At 76.5% G+C, this 18,087-nt stretch carries 16 protein-coding genes; 6 read left to right on the top strand and 10 right to left on the bottom strand.

Annotated features, from left to right (window positions below; genetic code table 11):
- Positions 1 to 48: 48 nt before the first annotated feature.
- From FKM96_RS12185 to dacB, 9 genes are all read right to left on the bottom strand, one after another.
- Positions 49 to 546 carry a DUF3180 domain-containing protein gene (locus tag FKM96_RS12185; RefSeq protein WP_147795452.1) on the bottom strand — a complete coding sequence of 166 codons (498 nt, stop codon included), beginning with the start codon at positions 544 to 546 and terminating at the stop codon, positions 49 to 51.
- A complete protein-coding gene (gene folK, locus FKM96_RS12180; protein WP_147795451.1) occupies positions 546 to 1,898 on the bottom strand; it encodes a 2-amino-4-hydroxy-6-hydroxymethyldihydropteridine diphosphokinase in 1,353 nt (450 codons plus the stop codon). Before folK ends, FKM96_RS12185 begins: the two co-directional genes overlap by 1 nt.
- Positions 1,895 to 2,779 carry a dihydropteroate synthase gene (gene folP, locus FKM96_RS12175; RefSeq protein WP_371300422.1) on the bottom strand — a complete coding sequence of 295 codons (885 nt, stop codon included), beginning with the start codon at positions 2,777 to 2,779 and terminating at the stop codon, positions 1,895 to 1,897. The genes folK and folP overlap by 4 nt, the downstream gene beginning before the upstream one ends.
- A 53-nt stretch (positions 2,780 to 2,832) precedes the next feature.
- Positions 2,833 to 3,435, bottom strand: a complete 603-nt coding sequence (folE, locus tag FKM96_RS12170; protein ID WP_210417265.1) for a GTP cyclohydrolase I FolE — start codon at positions 3,433 to 3,435, stop codon at positions 2,833 to 2,835.
- Positions 3,436 to 3,437: 2 nt separating this feature from the next.
- Entirely contained in the window at positions 3,438 to 5,465 is a 2,028-nt protein-coding gene (ftsH, locus tag FKM96_RS12165) for an ATP-dependent zinc metalloprotease FtsH (RefSeq protein WP_147795450.1), read from the bottom strand.
- 130 nt (positions 5,466 to 5,595) lie between these two features.
- Positions 5,596 to 6,150 (bottom strand): hypoxanthine phosphoribosyltransferase, encoded by a 555-nt coding sequence (gene hpt / locus FKM96_RS12160; RefSeq protein WP_147795449.1) that lies wholly within the window; start codon positions 6,148 to 6,150, stop codon positions 5,596 to 5,598.
- Positions 6,147 to 7,268: a tRNA lysidine(34) synthetase TilS gene (tilS, locus tag FKM96_RS12155; protein ID WP_147795448.1), complete on the bottom strand. Its 1,122-nt coding sequence runs from the start codon at positions 7,266 to 7,268 to the stop codon at positions 6,147 to 6,149. The genes hpt and tilS overlap by 4 nt, the downstream gene beginning before the upstream one ends.
- Before the next feature lies 1 nt (position 7,269).
- Positions 7,270 to 8,343 carry a zinc-dependent metalloprotease gene (locus tag FKM96_RS12150; protein WP_147795447.1) on the bottom strand — a complete coding sequence of 358 codons (1,074 nt, stop codon included), beginning with the start codon at positions 8,341 to 8,343 and terminating at the stop codon, positions 7,270 to 7,272.
- A 44-nt stretch (positions 8,344 to 8,387) separates the two neighbouring features.
- Positions 8,388 to 9,776, bottom strand: coding sequence for a D-alanyl-D-alanine carboxypeptidase/D-alanyl-D-alanine-endopeptidase (dacB, locus tag FKM96_RS12145; protein WP_246854956.1), 1,389 nt, complete (start codon positions 9,774 to 9,776; stop codon positions 8,388 to 8,390).
- 191 nt (positions 9,777 to 9,967) lie between these two features.
- Between dacB and FKM96_RS12140 the strand changes: the two genes are divergently transcribed.
- Positions 9,968 to 10,465: an inorganic diphosphatase gene (locus FKM96_RS12140; protein ID WP_146835884.1), complete on the top strand. Its 498-nt coding sequence runs from the start codon at positions 9,968 to 9,970 to the stop codon at positions 10,463 to 10,465.
- A 101-nt stretch (positions 10,466 to 10,566) separates the two neighbouring features.
- Here FKM96_RS12140 and FKM96_RS21080 read toward each other — a convergent pair whose 3' ends face one another.
- On the bottom strand, positions 10,567 to 11,934 hold the full coding sequence (locus tag FKM96_RS21080; RefSeq protein ID WP_147795445.1) for an NlpC/P60 family protein: 1,368 nt from the start codon (positions 11,932 to 11,934) through the stop codon (positions 10,567 to 10,569).
- A 536-nt stretch (positions 11,935 to 12,470) separates the two neighbouring features.
- Between FKM96_RS21080 and FKM96_RS12130 the strand changes: the two genes are divergently transcribed.
- From FKM96_RS12130 to FKM96_RS12110, 5 genes are all read left to right on the top strand, one after another.
- Positions 12,471 to 13,790: a bifunctional o-acetylhomoserine/o-acetylserine sulfhydrylase gene (locus FKM96_RS12130; RefSeq protein ID WP_147795444.1), complete on the top strand. Its 1,320-nt coding sequence runs from the start codon at positions 12,471 to 12,473 to the stop codon at positions 13,788 to 13,790.
- 86 nt (positions 13,791 to 13,876) lie between these two features.
- A complete protein-coding gene (locus FKM96_RS12125) occupies positions 13,877 to 15,082 on the top strand; it encodes a homoserine O-acetyltransferase (protein WP_147795443.1) in 1,206 nt (401 codons plus the stop codon).
- 47 nt (positions 15,083 to 15,129) lie between these two features.
- The gene (locus FKM96_RS12120) at positions 15,130 to 15,954 is read left to right on the top strand and encodes a maleylpyruvate isomerase N-terminal domain-containing protein (protein ID WP_147795442.1); all 825 of its coding nucleotides are present in this window, start codon (positions 15,130 to 15,132) and stop codon (positions 15,952 to 15,954) included.
- 154 nt (positions 15,955 to 16,108) lie between these two features.
- Complete coding sequence (locus FKM96_RS12115; RefSeq protein WP_147795441.1) at positions 16,109 to 17,071, top strand: zinc-binding dehydrogenase; 963 nt, start codon at positions 16,109 to 16,111, stop codon at positions 17,069 to 17,071.
- Positions 17,072 to 17,103: 32 nt separating this feature from the next.
- Positions 17,104 to 18,072 (top strand): alpha/beta hydrolase, encoded by a 969-nt coding sequence (locus FKM96_RS12110; protein ID WP_147795440.1) that lies wholly within the window; start codon positions 17,104 to 17,106, stop codon positions 18,070 to 18,072.
- The last annotated feature ends 15 nt before the right edge of the window (positions 18,073 to 18,087 follow it).

Genomic DNA, 18,087 nt, shown 5'->3' with positions numbered 1-18,087 from the left:
GCGGCGCCCGGGACCCCGCGCGGGCCGGCACGCGGGCGCACGGCGAGGTCAGCCGGCCGCGGCGTCCGGCGACGCGTCCCGGGGCGACCCCGGCGCCTTCTCCGGGTCGTCCCCGGGCGGGATCCGGCAGATCCACTCGACGACCAGCCCGGCGGCGGCCAGCACGAGGGCGCCGAGCACCGCGAGCCCCGCGGCCAGCGCCCGCTCCCGCTGCGCCTCGATGCCGAGGTCGCCGAGCACGTCCAGCACCTGCGCCGCGTACCAGCCGGCGAGCAGCGCGCCGGTGTAGCAGGACGCCTTGGCCAGCACGGCGGTCCGGGCCGCCCGCATCGGGTCGAGCGTCGGGTGCCTGCCGCGCAGGTACTGCCGCACCGACCAGCCCATCGCCAGCACGACGGCCGCGATGAGCACGAGCACGCCGACCATGAGCCACGGCACCTGCGGCAGCACGACGCCCCGGCTGCCGAGGGCGCTCACGACGAGCCAGCCGACCGCTGCCGCCACGACGGCGACCAGCACGAGGGTGCGGACGCGGGTGCGCTGCATCAGGGGTCCTGCCGCCCGGTGCGGGTGCCGCCCGGCGGGTCGGCCCACGCGACGGGCCCGCCGCCGAGCGGGTCGCCGCCGAGCCGGTCGCCCGCGGCGCCGTCGTCGTCGCCCGCGCCGCCCGGGTCGGGCTGCGCGGCCAGCACCGGCGCGGTCAGCCAGTCGAGCGCGAGCCAGCGGACCCCGTCCCGGTCGGGCGCCGTGGCGGCGAGCTGCGCGACGGGTCCGCCGCCGAGGCCGTGCAGCACGGCGTCCGGCTGCACCTGCGCCCACGGCTGCAGCACGAACGCCCGCTCGTGGGCCCGGGGGTGCGGCAGCTCCAGGTCGTCGGTCACGGCCGAGACGTCGCCGTACACGATGATGTCGACGTCGAGGGTGCGCGGACCCCAGTGCACGAGGCGCTCGCGCCCGTGCCGCCGCTCGACCTCGGAGGTCGCGCGGAGCAGGTCGCGGGGCGACAGCGTGGTGCGGGCGATCAGCACCGCGTTGAGGAAGTCGGGCTGCTCCGGGCCGCCGACGGGCGCGGTGCGCGCCAGGGCCGACACGTCGAGCACCTCCAGGCCCGGGACGGCGGCCAGGTCGGCGACGGCGTCGCGCAGCGTGTCCTGCGCCGCGCCCAGGTTCGAGCCGATGGCCAGCACGACCTCGACCGGGGCGTCCGGCGCGGCGTCCAGGGCGTCCTGCACCAGCTCGGCCTCGACCACCTCGTCGGCGTCCCAGGCGTCCGCCGGGTCGCTCGGCACGGGACCGGGGGGCGCCGGCGGCAGGTCGAGGTCGCCGGGCACGGGCACCGCGGCGAGCGGCAGGACGGCGGTGGCCCCGGGCGCGACGGGCTCGGCCGGCGCCGTCGGGGGCACCGGCGCGGGCACGGCCGCGGGCAGCGCCGGCGCGCCGGCCCCCTCCGGCAGCCACCGCGGCGCGTCGTCCGGCACCGGCTCCGCGGCGGGCAGCCACGTCCGGTCCCGGCGCACCTCCACGACCACGTCGCCGAACGGCACGGTGATCGGCGCCTGGGGCTTGTGCACGGCGACGTCGACGCACTGCACCTGCGGGTGCGCGAGCACGGTCGCGGCGATCCGCTCGGCGACCGTCTCGACCAGGTCCGCGGGCTCGCCCGCGAGCACCGTCACGACCTGCTCGGCGAGCACGCCGTAGTTGAGGGTGTGCCGCAGGTCGTCGGTCGCCGCGGCCCGCCGGGTGTCGAGGTGCGCGACCACGTCGGCCACGAACGTCTGCCCCTCGCGGCGCTCGTGCTCGAACACCCCGTGGTAGCCGGTCGCCGTGACGCCGGTCAGCCGGATCCGGTCCAGCCGGTGGCCGTCCCGCCCGGGCACGTCCGCCTCGTCGCTCATCCCTCGTCCTCCCCGGACGGCGCCGCCGCCCTCCACCGGGCCGCGACGCGCACCGCGTCGGCCGTACCCCGTACCTCGTGCACCCGCACGCACCACGCCCCGGACGCGGCGGCGAGCGCGGACACCGCCGCGGTCGCCGCGTCCCGCTGCTCCGGGGGGACCGGCACGCCGTCCTCGCCGGCCAGCAGGTGGCCGAGGAACCGCTTGCGGGACGCGCCGACCAGCACCGGGAACCCGTCGGCGACGAGCTCCGGCAGCCGCGCGAGCAGCGGCCAGTTCGCGGAGCCCGGCTTGGCGAACCCGAGCCCCGGGTCGAGCACGACCTGGTGGTCGGCGACCCCGGCCGCGCGCAGCTCGGCGACCCGGTCCGCGAGCTCGCGCCGGACGTCGGCCACGACGTCGTCGTACTCCGCCAGCGAGTCCATGACGTCGGCGTGCCCGCGCCAGTGCATCGCCACGTACACCACGCCGGTGCGGGCGACGACGCCGCGGATCTCCGGGTCGGCCAGGCCGCCGGACACGTCGTTGACGACCACGGCGCCCGCCGCGACGGCGGCCTCGGCCACCTCCGCGCGCGTGGTGTCGACGCTGACCGCCGCGCCGCGGGACGCGAGCTCGCGGACCACGGGCAGCACCCGGTCGAGCTCCTCGGCCACCGGCACCCGCGCGGCGCCCGGCCGGGTCGACTCGCCGCCGACGTCGAGCAGGTCCGCCCCGTCGGCGAGCAGCGCCAGCCCGTGGGCCACCGCGGCGTCGGGCGCGAACCACCGCCCGCCGTCCGAGAACGAGTCGGGCGTCACGTTCACCACCCCCATGACCAGGGTCCGGCCCGCACGACCGGCGGCGGTCGGCGCGGGCGGGAGCGGCGAGGGGGGACGCACGTCCGTCAGCCTAGGCGGTCGACCGGGGCGCACGGGAACGGGCTCCGGGCCCCTCAGCGGCCGAGGACGAGGCTCATCGCCTCGGCCCGGGTGGCCGGGTCCCGCATCTGCCCGCGCACCGCGGACGTCACGGTGCGGGAGCCGGGCTTGCGCACGCCGCGCATCGACATGCACAGGTGCTCGCACTCGACGACGACGAGCACGCCGCGCGGTTCGAGCACCTCGACCATCGCGTCGGCGATCTCGCCCGTCATCCGCTCCTGCACCTGCGGCCGCCGCGCGTACACGTCGACGAGCCGGGCGAGCTTGCTCAGGCCGGTGACCTTGCCTGACTGGCCCGGGATGTAGCCGATGTGCGCGACGCCGTGGAACGGCACGAGGTGGTGCTCGCAGGTCGAGTACACCTCGATGTCCTTGACCAGGACCATCTCCTCGTGCCCGATGTCGAACGTCGCGCTCAGCACGTCGTGCGGGTCCTGGCGCAGCCCCGCGAAGATCTCCTGGTACGCCCGGGCTACGCGGGCCGGGGTGTCCCGGAGCCCCTCGCGCTCGGGGTCCTCCCCCACCGCGAGCAGCAGCTCCCGGATCGCCGCCTCGGCGCGCGCGGCGTCGTAGGGCGGGACCTCGCGGCGCCGGCCGCGGCCGTCGGCCGCCACCGTCAGGCGTCCGGCGTCTGGCTCGGCGGCACCTCGACCGCGATCGCTGCGGGGTGCTCGTCCTTCGCCGCGGCGGCCTCGTCCTGCGGGACGACGGAGCCGTTCTGCTCCGCCTTCTCCTTCGCGGTGAGCACCGGCGGGCGGTCGGAGACGGAGCGCTGCTCGCTCGACAGCCACACCTCGCGCGGCGGGCGCTTGGTGATCGGCTCGAAGATGACGGCCAGCTCCTGCTGGTTGAGGGTCTCCTTCTCCAGGAGCTCCAGCACCAGGTGGTCCAGCACGTCGCGGTACTCGATCAGGATCTCCCACGCCTCGGTGTGCGCGGCGTCCATGAGCTTGCGGACCTCGACGTCGACCGTGCCGGCGACCGTCTCGGAGTAGTCGCGCCCGTGGCCCATGTCGCGGCCCATGAACGGCTCGCTGCCGTCGGTGCCGAGCTTCACGGCGCCGACGCGCTCGCTCATGCCGTACTGCGTGACCATCTTGCGGGCCGTGGCGGTGGCCTTCTCGATGTCGTTGCTGGCGCCGGTGGTGGGGTCGTGGAACACGAGCTCCTCGGCCACCCGGCCGCCCATGGCGTACGCGAGCTGGTCGAGCAGCTCGTTGCGGGTGGTGGAGTACTTGTCCTCCGTCGGCATGACCATCGTGTAGCCGAGGGCGCGGCCGCGGGGCAGGATCGTCACCTTGGTCACCGGGTCGGTGTACCGCAGCGCCGCCGCCACCAGGGCGTGGCCGCCCTCGTGGTACGCGGTGATCTTCTGCTCCTTGACCTTCATCACGCGGGTGCGCTTCTGCGGGCCGGCGATCACGCGGTCGATGGCCTCGTCCAGCGCGCGGTTGTCGATGATCTGCGCGTTCGACCGGGCGGTGAGCAGCGCGGCCTCGTTCAGCACGTTCGCCAGGTCGGCGCCGGTGAAGCCCGGCGTGCGGCGGGCGACGGCCTCGAGGTCGACGTCGGTGGCCATCGGCTTGCCCTGCGCGTGCACCTGGAGGATCCGCTCGCGGCCCTTGAGGTCCGGCGCCTCGACCGACACCTGCCGGTCGAACCGGCCCGGGCGCAGCAGCGCGGGGTCGAGGATGTCGGGGCGGTTGGTCGCCGCGATGAGGATGACGTTCGTCTTGACGTCGAAGCCGTCCATCTCGACCAGCATCTGGTTGAGGGTCTGCTCGCGCTCGTCGTGGCCGCCGCCCATGCCGGCGCCGCGGTGCCGGCCGACGGCGTCGATCTCGTCGATGAAGATGATCGCCGGGGCGTTCTGCTTGGCCTGGTCGAACAGGTCGCGCACGCGGCTGGCGCCGACGCCGACGAACATCTCGACGAAGTCCGAGCCGGAGATCGAGTAGAACGGCACGCCCGCCTCGCCCGCGACCGCGCGCGCCAGCAGGGTCTTGCCGGTCCCGGGCGGGCCGTACAGCAGCACGCCCTTCGGGATCTTCGCGCCGACCGCCTGGAACTTGTCCGAGTCGGACAGGAACTCCTTGATCTCGTGCAGCTCCTCGACGGCCTCGTCCACGCCGGCGACGTCCGCGAACGTGACCTGCGGCGTCTCCTTGGTGACGAGCTTGGCCTTCGACTTGCCGAAGGACATCACCCGCGAGCCGCCGCCCTGCATCGACGACATCAGGAACCAGAACAGGCCCAGGATGATGACGAACGGCAGCACCAGCGTCAGCAGGCTGCCCCACCACGACTGCTGCGGGACGTCCGAGGTGTACCCGCCGGACGGGTCGGCGTCGGCGATGGCCTCCACCACGGTCGGCCCCTGCGGCACGACGTAGTAGAACTGCACGTTCTTGCCGAGGTTGTCCCCGTCCTTGACGAAGTCCTCGGACAGCGTGAGGTCGACCCGCTGCGAGCCCTCGGTGACCAGGGCCTGGTCGACCTTGCCGTCCTTGAGCAGCTCGAGGCCGTCGGAGGTGTCGATCCGCTGCACGCCGGAGGACATGAAGGCGCTGGCCGCGATCCACAGGATCACGACGGCCACGATGATCCACAGGACGGGTCCGCGGGTGAGGCGCTTGAGTGTCATGGGCAGACGGGGGCAGGCCCCCTCGTCCCTCCGGTCGCAGGGGTGGAGTCTTCAGAAGTTACACGCCGAACCTGGCCGCACGGCCCGTGTTCGCCCAGGGCGGGACGCGCCCCTGCGCGCCCTGCCGCGGTCAGGACGAGTAGACGTGCGGCGCCAGGGTGCCGACGCACGGCAGGTTGCGGTACTTCTCGGCGTAGTCGAGGCCGTAGCCGACGACGAACTCGTTCGGGATGTCGAACCCGACGTAGCGCACGTCCACCTCGACCTTGGCGGCCTCGGGCTTGCGCAGCATCGTCGCGATCTCGACCGACGCCGGACCGCGGCTCCGCAGGTTCGCGAGCAGCCACGACAGCGTCAGGCCGGAGTCGATGATGTCCTCGACGATCAGCACGTGCCGCCCGGTCAGGTCGGCGTCCAGGTCCTTGAGGATCCGCACGACGCCGGACGACTTGGTGCCGGAGCCGTAGGACGACACCGCCATCCAGTCCATCGCGAGCGGGGTGCTGATCCGGCGGGCCAGGTCGGCCATCACCATGACGGCGCCCTTGAGCACGCCGACGAGCAGGATCTCCCGGCCGGCGTAGTCCTCGTCGATCCGGGCCGCGATCTCGTCCAGGCGGGTCCCGAGCTGCTCCTCGGTCAGGAGCACCCGCTCCAGGTCCGCGCCCATGTCCTCCACGTTCACCGCTGCGGGTCTCCCTCGTCGTCCGGCTCGACGGCCCGGCGCTGCGCCCGGACCCGCGCGCGCACGACGTCGTCCGGGTCGGTCGACGGGGCTGCTGCGCGCAGCGCAAGCCTGCCACACGCGCGGGACGCCGCCACGCGCCCGGGCAGGTGGACCGGGCCCTGGCCGCGCCAGTGGGTCACGAGCGCGGCGACCGCGGTGACGTGCGCCCGGGTGACCGAGCCGGCGGGGGCGCCCGCGCGGACGGCGGCGGCCCGGAGCGCGCGGTGCCGCAGGGCGGCGGGCGCGGCGGCGAGGACGGCGGCGTCGAGGACGAGGCCGGGGGCGCCGTCCTCCGCCTCCGCGCGGGCCAGCAGGTCCGCCGCCAGGGCGTCCAGCGCGTCCGCGTCCTCGCGCAGCAGCTCCGCCGAGCGCGCCAGCGCCGCGGCCACCCCCGGGCCGAGCTCCCGCTCCAGCACGGGCAGCACCCGGGCGCGCACCCGGGACCGGGCGGGCGCCCCGGCGTCCCCGTCGGCGGGCGTGTTGGTGGGGTCGTGCCACGGGTCCAGCCCCTCGGCGGCGCACGCGGCGAGCGTCTCGGCCCGGGACACCCCGAGCAGGGGTCTCCGCAGCAGCCCGCGGACGGCAGGCATCCCGGCGAGCGACCGCCCCCCGGAGCCCCGGGCCAGGCCGAGCAGCACGCCCTCGGCCTGGTCGTCGCGGGTGTGGCCGAGCAGCACGGCCGCGGCCCCGAGCCGCGCGGCCTCGGCCTCCAGCGCCGCGTACCGGGCGTCCCGCGCGGCCGCCTCCGGCCCGCCGCTGCCCGCGCCGGCCGTCGCGTCGACCGCCACCACCGCGACCGGGTCCAGGCCCAGCGCCCGGCAGCCGGCCGCGGCCCGGGCCGCCACCGCGGCGCTGCCGGGCTGCAGACGGTGGTCGACGACGACCGCCCCGACCCGCCACCCGGGCTCGCCCCGGCGCGCGGCCGACGCCGCGGCGAACGCCGCCGCGGCCGCGAGCGCCAGCGAGTCGGGGCCCCCGGAGCACGCGACCAGCACCCGCGCGCCGGCCGGCAGGTCCGCGAGCGCGGCCGCGACGGCGCCGCGCACGGCCGCGACCGCGGGGTCGAGGCGCGCCACGTCAGCCGTGCACCCGGCGCACCCAGGCGGCCGGGTCCGCGATCTCGGCGGCCGACGGCAGCGCGTCCGCCTCCGCCCACACCGCGTTCAGCCCGTCGGTGCCGACCCGGCGGCGCACCCCGCGCACGAACGCCGCGCCGTCGCGGTACTGGGCGAGCTTCACGTCCATGCCGAGCACGGCCCGCAGCGCCTTCCGCATGCCGCCCGTGCCGGCGGCGCCGTCGCGGCGGGCCTCGAACCGGCGCCGGATGCGCCGCACGGACGGCACGACCGCGCGGCCGACCGCGTCCATCGTCACGTCGGCGTGCCCCTCGAGCAGCGCCATGACCGCGCCGACCTCGTCGAGCACGACGCGCTGGCGGGGGTCGAGCAGGTCGAGCAGCGAGCGCGGCCGACCCCCGCGCGCCGCGGCACCCGCGTCGCCCGACGGGTCGTCGTCGCCGGCGTCGCCGTCCGCCGCGTCGGCCCCGTCCGTCCCGTCCCCCCGGCCCGACCACGGCCACCGCGGCCGGGACCCCTCCTCCGCGAGCAGCACCCGCAGCCGGTCGCTCAGGTGGCCCGCCAGCCAGGGCGCGGACGCGAACTGCTGGGCGTGCGTCTGCTCGTGCAGCGTCACCCAGAGCCGGAAGTCCGCGGGGTCGACCCCGAGCGCGCGCTCGACCGCCAGCACGTTGGGCGCGACGAGCAGCAGCGTGCCCCGGCCGCCCCAGGGGTCGTACTGGCCCAGCACGGCCCCCGACAGCAGCCCGAGGACCGCGGCGACCTGCCCGGCGCCGGCCGCGCCGCGCAGCCCCCGGTCGGCGGGCACCCCGACCCGCGCGGTCAGGCCCTCCAGCGCCCGCACGTTGGCGCGCGCCCAGGACGCGCGGTCGACCACCCGGACGTCGTGCGCGGGAGCGGCCGGGTGGGCGGGCGCCATCCGGGTGATGCGCGCGACGTGCTCGGCCGCGACGGGCGCCGCGGCGCGCAGGTCGGCGACGACCGCGGCCCGCTCGGCGCGCGTGGCGGCGGGCCCGGACCGCACCGCGCGCGCGGCGAGCCGGGCGGCCAGGTCCCAGTCCACGGCCGGCTGCACCCGCCCACCGTAACCACGCGGCCGCGCGGGGTCGCCGGACGGCGTCACCCGCGGCAGCCGCACCCCGCGAGCTGCGAGACGAACCCGTCGAGCGCCTGCCGCGGCTGGTACTGGCCGACCGCCCCGGTCTGGTCGGCCATGAGCACGAACAGCAGCAGCCGCCCGTCGGCGTCCAGCACCGAGCCGGCGAGGGAGGTGACGCTCGTGAGGCTGCCGGTCTTGGCGCGCACCAGCCCGGTCGCGTCGCCGGAGCGGAACCGGTCGGACAGCGTGCCGGTCAGGCCGCCGATCGGCATGCCGTTGCTGACCTCGCGCAGCTCGGGGTGCGCGGGGTCGACGACGAGCTCGAGCAGCCCGAGCAGCATCCGCGGGGGCAGCGCCGAGCCGTCGGCGAGCCCGGAGGCGTCGGCCAGCGTGGCGCCCGCGGTGTCGACGCCCAGGGTCTGCGCGGTGCGCAGCACGGCCTGGGTCGCGCCCTCGAAGCTGCCCGGCAGGCCGAGGTCGAGCGCGACCATCCGGGCGACGACCTCGGTGATCGTGTTGTCCGACGTGTCGAGGAAGTACTGCGCGACCTCCGGCACCGGCGCGGAGGAGACGACGCCGAGGACGTCCCCGGTCGCGGGCGCGGACACCCGCGCGGGGGTGCCGGTCACCGTGATCCCCGCCTCGCCCAGCCGCGCGGCGAACTCCGTGGCGGCGTGCATCGCCGGGTCGGCGCGCCGCGGCGGGTACTCGCCGGCGGAGATCTTCGCGATGTCGACGGCGAGCGGCGCGACCGGCGCGACGAACCCCATGGCGATGTCCGCGGGGTCCCAGCCGGGCGCCGTGGCGGGGCCGCTGAACAGCGTGTCGTCGAGCCCCAGCGTCACCGTGTCCCGGCCCGCGAGCCGCAGCTGCACCGCGACGAGCGCCGCGAGGTCGGCGAGGCCCGCGCGGCCGTTCACGGCGTCCGGGTCGCCCACGCCGGCCGCCAGCATCATGTCGCCGCCGCCGACCAGCACGATCTGGTCCCCCGCACCCTGGCGCACCGTGGTGTCGAAGGTCCGGTCCGCCCCGAGCCGGGTCAGCGCGGCCACGCCGGTGACGAGCTTGGCGGTCGACGCCGGGGTCCGGGCGTCGTCGCCCGCGTGCTCCCCCAGGACCTCGCCGGTGAGCGCGTCCGCGACGAGCACGCCGACCGTCGGACCCAGCCGCGCGTCGCCCGCGAGCCCCTGCACCAGCGCCTGCACCTGGTCCGCGTCCGGCGCGGGGGTGGCGGCGTCGAGGTCGGCCAGCACCGTCGCACCGGCCCCGGTCGTCGTCGCGCCGGGCGCCTCGGGGAACGGGGCCGCCGGGGCGGGCTCGGGCGCGAGGGTCACGAGACCCGGCACCACGTCGTAGGCGTCCGCGGTGACGTAGGCCCCGCCCGCGAGCACCACCACGAGCGCCGCCACGCCGATCGTCCTGCCCGCGCGCGCCACCGCACCTCCCGTTCGCGTCCCGTTCTCCCGGCCCGGGCCACCGCCGAGCCGTCCGTGCGTCACACTAGGGGCTTGAAGGCGACGCGCCAGCACCTGGCACGCCGCCGTGATCAGCTGCCCGCCGCGGCGCCAGGGTCGCCGGCGGCGGAGACGAAGGAGCAGGTGTGGAGTTCGACGTCACGATCGAGATCCCCAAGGGCCAGCGGAACAAGTACGAGGTCGACCATGCGACCGGACGGATCCGGCTGGACCGCATGCTGTTCACCTCGACGCGGTACCCGGACGACTACGGGTTCATCGACGGCACCCTCGGCGAGGACGGCGACCCGCTGGACGCGCTGGTGCTGCTCGAGGAGCCGACGTTCCCGGGCTGCCTGATCCGGTGCCGCGCGCTCGGCATGTTCCGCATGCGCGACGAGGCCGGCGGCGACGACAAGGTGCTCTGCGTGCCGACGGGCGACCAGCGTGCCGCGTGGCGCCAGGACATCGACGACGTCTCGGATTTCCACCGCCTGGAGATCCAGCACTTCTTCGAGGTCTACAAGGACCTGGAGCCCGGCAAGTCGGTCGAGGGCGCCCACTGGGTCGGCCGCGCCGAGGCCGAGGCCGAGATCGAGCGCTCCCGGCAGCGCGCGATCGACGCGGGGTACGACCAGCACTGACCCGCGCCGCCGCCCCCGCGCGGGGCGGCGACCCGGACGACGGAGGGCCCCGGGGCGCAGCGCGCGCTCCGGGGCCCTCCGTCGTGGTGCGGGGTCGGCGGTCAGCCCACCCGGCCCGCGTAGGCCATCGAGTTCGAGTACCGCATGGGCGAGATCTTGACCGGGACGCCCTCGCGCGGCGCCTCGAGGATCTGGCCGCCGCCGATGTAGAGAGCCACGTGGTAGACGCTGCTCGCGTCGTTCTTGTTCGTGCCCCAGAACACCAGGTCGCCCGGCTGCAGGTCGCTGTACGCGATCTTGGTCACCTGGCGGTACTGGTCGCGGGACGTGCGGTTGAGGCTGACGCCGGCCGCACGCCACGCGCCCTGGGTGAGGCCGGAGCAGTCGTACCCGTTGGGGCCGGTGCCGCCCCAGACGTAGGGCAGGCCGAGCTTGGTCCGGGCCCACGCGATCGCGGTCTCCGCCTTGCTCGCGGACACCGGCGGCGGCGTCGTGACCGGCGGGGTCGTGACCGGGGGCGTCGTCACCGGCGGCGTGGTGGCCGGCGGGGTCGTCGCGGGCGGGGGCGTGCTCGGCGTCGACGGCGTGCTCGGGGTGGACGGCGTCGACGGCGCGGCCGACCCGCCCCCGGCCGCCGGGGTGCCGCCGCCGCCCGCGGCCGGCGTGCTCACGGCCGGCACGGTGGTGCGCTCGGCCTGCGCGGCGGCCTCGGCGCGCTGCCGGCGCTCGGCGTCGATCTGGTCCTGGCGGGCCTGCTCGACCTCGGCGCTGGTGTTCCGCGCGACCGCGAGCTGCTGGATGAGGCCCGCGCGCTCGGTCTGCGCGGAGGCGACCGCGGCGTCGGCGTCCGTCTGGGCCTGCTCGGCCGCGCCCAGGGCGTCCTGCGCCTCGGCGGCGGCCGACTCCTGCGCTGCGGCGGCCTCGTCGGCCTTCGTCTTGAGCGTGGTGGCGACCTGCTCGGCCGCGAGGTAGCCCTGCACGGCCTGGTCGGCCTTGGAGCTGACGTGCGACAGGGCCTCGCTGCGGGCGACGACGTCCTCGAACCCGTCGGCGGACAGCAGGGCCTGCACGGTGTCCATCGAGCCGCCGGAGCGCGCCGCCTCGCGGGCGATCGCCACGAGCGTGGCCCGGGCGTCCGCGAACTTCTCCTGCGCCTCGTCGTACTGGTCGGACGCCTGGGCGGCCTGCTGCTGCGCGGACGCGAGGTCGGCCTGGGCCTGGGCGTACGCCTCACCGGCCTGCTGGACCGCGACCTGGCTGGTCTCCGCCTGCGTGCTGAGCTCGGCCAGGCGGACCTCGATGCCCGCGACGGCCGACGACGCGGACGACACGGCCCGCCGGGCGTCCCGCACGTCCTGGTCGCTCACGTCGGGGTCGGCCAGCGCCGCGCCGCTCGCCGGCAGCAGCAGCACCGCCGCCGTGATCGCCGCGGCTGCACCGCGCGCCGCGCGCGCTCGTCTCGTCCGCACCTGCTCGCCTCTCGTCAGCTGTCCGCCACCCCCCGCGCACCGCGTGCGCGACCGGGGCCGGCGGAGTCCCGCGCCCCGCTGAGGGACGCTACCGGGGAAAATCACAGAAGTGAACACGAGTCACACCGTTCACACGAGTCACATCGGCGTTGTTCGGGACGAACCGGACACCGGATGGGACGAATCACCCGCGCGGGCGACCTCCGACCCCCGTGACGTGCCGCTCGGCACCATCGCGACCGCCCGCCGTGGACAGCGCGTCTCACATCGCGGGACGGCTGTTCCACGCCCCGGCGCCCGCTCCGTACTGTGGGCGGCATGTCCCGCCGAATGTGTCGCTGACCAGCGCACGCTCGGCTGTGCCCGCAGGCCCTCGTCGGGCCGCGGCCCCGGCGCCCCGCTGACGGCGACCGCCCGTCGCCCCGGGGGCGCCGCACACCGGCACCGGCCGCCCGGGACCCCTCCTGGCACGACGCGCGTGCGCACCGCCCACCACCCCGCACCGCCAGCCCCCACGCACCGCCAGGAGACAGCAGATGACCCAGTCGCAGTGGTCCTTCGAGACCCGCCAGATCCACGCCGGCCAGACGCCCGACAGCGCCACCGGCGCCCGCGCGCTGCCGATCTACCAGACGACGTCCTACGTGTTCCCCGACGCCGGCGTCGCCGCCGACCGGTTCGCGCTCAAGGACCTCGGCCCGATCTACACCCGGATCGGCAACCCCACCGTCCAGGCCGTCGAGGACCGGGTCGCCTCCCTGGAGGGCGGAGTGGGCGCGCTGCTGCTCGCGTCCGGCCAGGCCGCCGAGACGTACGCGATCCTCAACATCGCCGAGGCCGGCAGCCACGTCGTCGCCAGCCCCAGCCTGTACGGCGGCACGTACAACCTGCTGCACCACACGCTCCCCCGGTTCGGCATCGAGACGACGTTCGTCACCGACCCGCACGACCCGCAGGCGTGGCGCGACGCGGTCCGCCCGAACACCAAGGCCTTCTTCGCGGAGACGGTGCCGAACCCGAAGCAGGACGTCCTCGACATCGAGACCGTCGCCGGCGTCGCGCACGAGGCGGGCGTCCCGCTGATCGTCGACAACACGGTCCCGACGCCGTACCTGATCCGGCCGCTGGAGTGGGGCGCGGACGTCGTCGTGCACTCCGCCACCAAGTACCTCGGCGGGCACGGCGCGGCGATCGGCGGCGTGATCGTCGACGGCGGCACGTTCGACTACGGCGCCGACCCCGACAGGTACCCCTCGTTCAACACGCCCGACCCGTCCTACGACGGCCTGGTGTTCGCGCGGGACCTCGGCAAGGACGGGGCCTTCGGGGTCAACCTGTCCTACGTGCTGCGCGCGCGGGTGCAGCTGCTCCGCGACCTCGGCGCCGCGATCAGCCCGTTCAACGCGTTCCTCATCGCCCAGGGCCTCGAGACCCTGTCGCTGCGCGTCGAGCGGCACGTCGCCAACGCCCAGAAGGTCGCCGAGTGGCTGGAGGCCCGGGACGACGTGCTGTCGGTGACCTACGCCGGCCTGCCCTCGCACCCGCAGTACGAGCTCGGCCGCAAGTACGGCCCGAACGGCACCGGCGCGGTCCTCGCGTTCGAGGTCGAGGGCGGGGCCGCCGCCGGCCAGGCGTTCGTCTCGGCCCTGGAGCTGCACTCCAACGTCGCGAACATCGGCGACGTGCGCTCGCTGGTCATCCACCCGGCGTCGACCACGCACAGCCAGCTGACCCCCGAGGAGCAGGCGCTGTCCGGCGTCACGCCCGGGCTGGTCCGGCTCTCCGTCGGCCTGGAGGGGATCGAGGACATCCTCGCCGACCTCGACGCCGGCTTCCGCGCCGCCAAGGGGGCCTGAGCGACCCCGTGCCCACCACCCGATCCACCCCGACGGGCGCCGCGACCCCCGCGGCGCCCGTCGGCGCACCCACGTCAGGACGGCCCGTGCCCGACCGCAGCACCCGCACCACCTCCGCCGCCGGTCCGGGCGGCCCCACGGGCGACCACAGCGGGCGGCCCGCGCCGAGCGTCCCGCCCCGCGCGTCGTCCGCCTGGCGCGAGGGCGACCCGGTGGGCCGGCGCCGGTTCGTCGACGTGGGCGCCCTCGACCTGGAGGCCGGCGGCCGGCTGCCCGGCGTGCGGATGGCCTACGAGACCTGGGGCACGCCCGCGCCCGACGGCTCGAACGCCGTGCTCGTGCTGCACGCGCTCACCGGCGACTCGCACGTCACCGGTGACGCCGGACCCGGCCACCCGACGCCCGGCTGGTGGTCGACGCTCGTCGGTCCCGGGGCGCCGATCGACACCGACCGGTGGTTCGTCGTGGCGCCGAACGTGCTCGGCGGCTGCCAGGGCAGCACCGGCCCGGCGAGCACCGCGCCCGACAGCCGGCCGTGGGGCAGCCGGTTCCCGCAGCTGACCGTCCGCGACCAGGTCGCGGCCGAGCTGCGGCTCGCCGACGCGCTGGGCATCGGGTCCTGGGCGCTCGTCGTGGGCGCGTCGATGGGCGGGCAGCGCGCGCTGGAGTGGGCGGTCACCGCGCCGGACCGGGTCCGCCGGCTCGCCGCGATCGCCACCTCCGCGCAGACCTCGGGCGACCAGATCGCCTCGTTCCACACCCAGCTCACCGCGCTGACGGCCGACCCGCGGTTCCGCGGCGGCGACTACTACGACGCGCCCGACGGCGAGGGCCCGCACGTCGGGCTCGGCCTGGCGCGGCAGATCGCGCACCAGACCTACCGCAGCGCCGCCGAGCTCGACGCGCGGTTCGGCCGGATCCCGCAGGGCGGGGAGGAGCCGCTGGACGGCGGCCGGTTCGCGGTGCAGTCCTACCTCGACCACCACGGGGACAAGCTCGCGCGCCGGTTCGACGCCAACACCTACGCCGTGCTGACCCGGTCGATGATCACGCACGACCTGGGCCGGGACCGCGGTGGCGTCGAGGCCGCACTCGGGACGGTCACCGCGGACACGCTGGTGGTCGCCGTCGACTCGGACCGGCTGTTCCTGCCTGAGCAGTCCGCTCGGATCGCCGCGGGGGTGCCGGGGGCGCGGCCGCTGCGCACGCTGCGGACGCCGTACGGGCACGACGGGTTCCTCATCGAGCACGAGCAGCTCGGGCCGCTGGTCCGGGAGCACCTGGAGAGCTGAGGCGGACCGCGCTCCGGGAGCGCGTCGGCGTCTGGCACGCTGGCCCCATGCAGACCGGGATCGGGGACCTCACGGAGCGCACCGAGGTGCTGCGCCGGCAGTGGGACGCGCTGCGCGACTGGGTCGGCGACGTGCTGGACGCCGACACCGCGCGAGCCGCGAGCGTGCTGGACGGCTGGAGCGTCGCCGAGCTGGTGGCGCACCTCGGCCGGGCGATGGACGCGCTCGCCGTGTGCGAGCCCGCGCCGGCCGGCACCGTGCCGCTCAGCCTCGCCGAGTACCTGGGCTCGTACGCGGGCCGGGCGGCGGACATCGACCGGGTCACCAAGGAGCTCGCGGCCGAGATCGCCGGCGACCCGCTGCGGCACGTCGACGCCCTGGTCGCGCGGGCGCTGCGCCGGGCCGACGAGCTCGGACCCCAGGACCGCGTGGTGCAGGCCCGCCGGGGCCCGGTGCTGCTGTCCACGATGCTGGCGTCCCGCATCACCGAGCTCGTGGTGCACGCCGACGACCTCCAGCGCTCCCTGGCGCGCGCCCGCGGCGCCGCACCGGGGTCGCGCGCGGAGCTCGGCACCGGGGTCGGCCCGTTGCGGGGCGTCCCGGGCGGGCTCGGGCCGGAGGGCGGGCTCGGCGACGGCGTCACCTCGGCGGGGCCGGTCGACGGCGACGCGCTGGACCTCGTGGCGACCGAGCTGCTGCGGATCGTGCAGGCCCGCGGCGGCTGGGACCTCGACGTGGTGCAGCCGCTGACCTGGGTGCGCCTCGCCGCGGGCCGGGTGCCGTACGACGTCGACGTCCTGGCGGCCGCCCTGGCGCCGCGGTTCACGTCGGACTCGGTCCCGGACCTGGGCCGCATGCTCCCGCTCCTCTGACTGCGGGCCCCTGCTCCGCCGAGATGGCGACTCTCGGCTGTCCCGCGGCGCCTCGACACAGCCGAGAGCTGCCATCTCGGCGGGGTATCGGGGAGGGCGGGGTGTCGGGCGAGGTCCCGAAGCGCGCCGCGGCGCGCGGGCTAGGGTCGGGAGCATGCTCGCCGCGATGGTCACCCGGTTCTCGCCCGACGACCCCCTGGCGGGGCTGACCGTCGGGGAGCACCCCGAGCCCGACGCCCGCGAGCACTGGACCACCGTCGACGTCCGCGCGGCGGCCCTCAACCAGCACGACCTCTGGTCGCTGCGCGGGGTGGGCCTCAAGGCCGAGCAGCTGCCGATGGTGCTCGGCACCGACGGCGCCGGCGTGACCCCCGACGGCCGCGAGGTCGTGCTGCACGCCGTGGTCGGCGGCGCGTCCGGGCACGGCGTCGGCCCCGCGGAGCCGCGGTCGCTGCTGTCCGAGCGGTACCCCGGCACGATCGCGGAGCGCGTCGCGGTCCCCACGTGGAACCTCGTCGCGAAGCCGGCTGAGCTGTCGTTCGTCGAGGCGGCCTGCGTCCCGACCGCCTGGCTCACCGCCTACCGGATGCTGTTCACGACCGGCCGCGCGCAGCCGGGCCAGCGGGTGCTGGTGCAGGGCGCGGGCGGCGGCGTCGCGACGGCCGCGATCCGGCTCGCCGCGGCCGCCGGTCTGGAGGTGTGGGTGACCAGCCGGGACGAGCGGCGCCGGGCGCGGGCGCTGGAGCTCGGGGCGGCGGGCGCCGTCGCGTCCGGCGAGCGGCTGCCCGTCCGCGTCGACCTGGTGATCGAGACCGTCGGCGCCGCCACGTGGTCGCACTCGGTGCGCTCGGTGCGGCCGGGCGGCACGATCGTCGTCGCCGGCGCCACCACCGGCGACCCCGCCGCCATGGAGATCCAGCGGGTGTTCTTCCTGGAGATCGCGGTGCTGGGCGCCACGATGGGCTCGAGGCAGGACCTGGAGCAGCTGCTCGCGTTCCTGGCGCGCACCGGCGTGCGCCCGGTCGTCGACTCGACCGTCCCGCTGGCCCGGGTCGGCGACGGCCTGGCACGCTTGGCGCGCGGCGAGCAGTTCGGCAAGGTCGTCGCCGAGGTCTGACCGGGCGAGGGGTCGACGAGAGGGGGCGCGCGATGGCCGGCCGCTGGCGCGAGGACGTCCTGGGCGAGGACTACCGCGTGCGGACGATCGACCTGGCGCCCGACGACGAGGGCGAGGTCGTCGCGAGCCTCGTCCGGTACGCCCCGCCGACGCCGGAGCCGCTGCGGCCGTCCCGCGCGGTGCTGTACCTGCACGGCTGGTCCGACTACTTCTTCCAGACCGGCCTGGCCGAGTTCTGGCACGCGCAGGGCGCCGCGTTCTACGCCCTCGACCTGCGCAAGTACGGCCGCAGCCTGCGCCCGCACCAGACGCCCGGCTACGTCGACGACCTGCGCACCTACGACGAGGAGATCGAGGCCGCGCTCGACCAGGTGCACCGCGACCTCGGCCGGTTCGCGCGCGTGATGATCATGGGCCACTCCACGGGCGGCCTGGTCGGCGCGCTGTGGGCGAACCGGCACCCCGGCCGCCTCCACGGTCTGGTGCTCAACTCGCCCTGGCTGGAGCTGCAGGGCGCCGCGGTCGTCCGGCACGCGAGCGCACCGGCGATCGCCCGGCTGGCCCGGCTGCAGCCCAAGGCGCCGCTGCCGAACATCGACCCGGGCTTCTACGGCCGCACGCTGCGCGCCGCGGACGGCGGGGAGTGGACCTACGAGGACGCCTGGCGGCCCGTGCCCGCGTTCCCCGTCCGCGCCGGCTGGCTCGCCGCCATCATCGCCGGGCACGCGGAGGTGGCCCGGGGGCTGCACATCCGGGTGCCGGTGCTCATGCTCGCGTCCGACCGCACCGTGATCAGCCCGCGGTGGAGCGAGGACATGCGCGCCGCCGACGTGGTGCTCGACGTCGAGCTGCTGGCCCGCCGCGCGGTGCAGCTCGGGCCGGTGGTGTCGGTGGTGCGGATCGCGGGCGGGCTGCACGACCTCACGCTGTCGCCCGCCCCGGTCCGGGCACGGCTGTACGCGGAGATCGGCCGGTGGACGGCGGCGTACGGCTGGTCGTGAGCGACCGCCGGGCCC

Source organism: Cellulomonas sp. Y8, assembly GCF_008033115.1.
Classification (GTDB): Bacteria; Actinomycetota; Actinomycetes; order Actinomycetales; family Cellulomonadaceae; genus Cellulomonas.
This window is presented reverse-complemented; position numbering and strand designations above follow the sequence as displayed.

What these genes read in the sequence shown, in the direction of transcription:
- FKM96_RS12185 (WP_147795452.1), bottom strand. Translation starts at nt 546, where the DNA reads ATGCAGCGCACCCGCGTCCGCACCCTCGTGCTGGTCGCCGTCGTGGCG.
- folK (WP_147795451.1), bottom strand. Translation starts at nt 1,898, where the DNA reads ATGAGCGACGAGGCGGACGTGCCCGGGCGGGACGGCCACCGGCTGGAC.
- ftsH (WP_147795450.1), bottom strand. Translation starts at nt 5,465, where the DNA reads ATGACACTCAAGCGCCTCACCCGCGGACCCGTCCTGTGGATCATCGTG.
- FKM96_RS12130 (WP_147795444.1), top strand. Translation starts at nt 12,471, where the DNA reads ATGACCCAGTCGCAGTGGTCCTTCGAGACCCGCCAGATCCACGCCGGC.
- FKM96_RS12120 (WP_147795442.1), top strand. Translation starts at nt 15,130, where the DNA reads ATGCAGACCGGGATCGGGGACCTCACGGAGCGCACCGAGGTGCTGCGC.
- FKM96_RS12115 (WP_147795441.1), top strand. Translation starts at nt 16,109, where the DNA reads ATGCTCGCCGCGATGGTCACCCGGTTCTCGCCCGACGACCCCCTGGCG.
- FKM96_RS12110 (WP_147795440.1), top strand. Translation starts at nt 17,104, where the DNA reads ATGGCCGGCCGCTGGCGCGAGGACGTCCTGGGCGAGGACTACCGCGTG.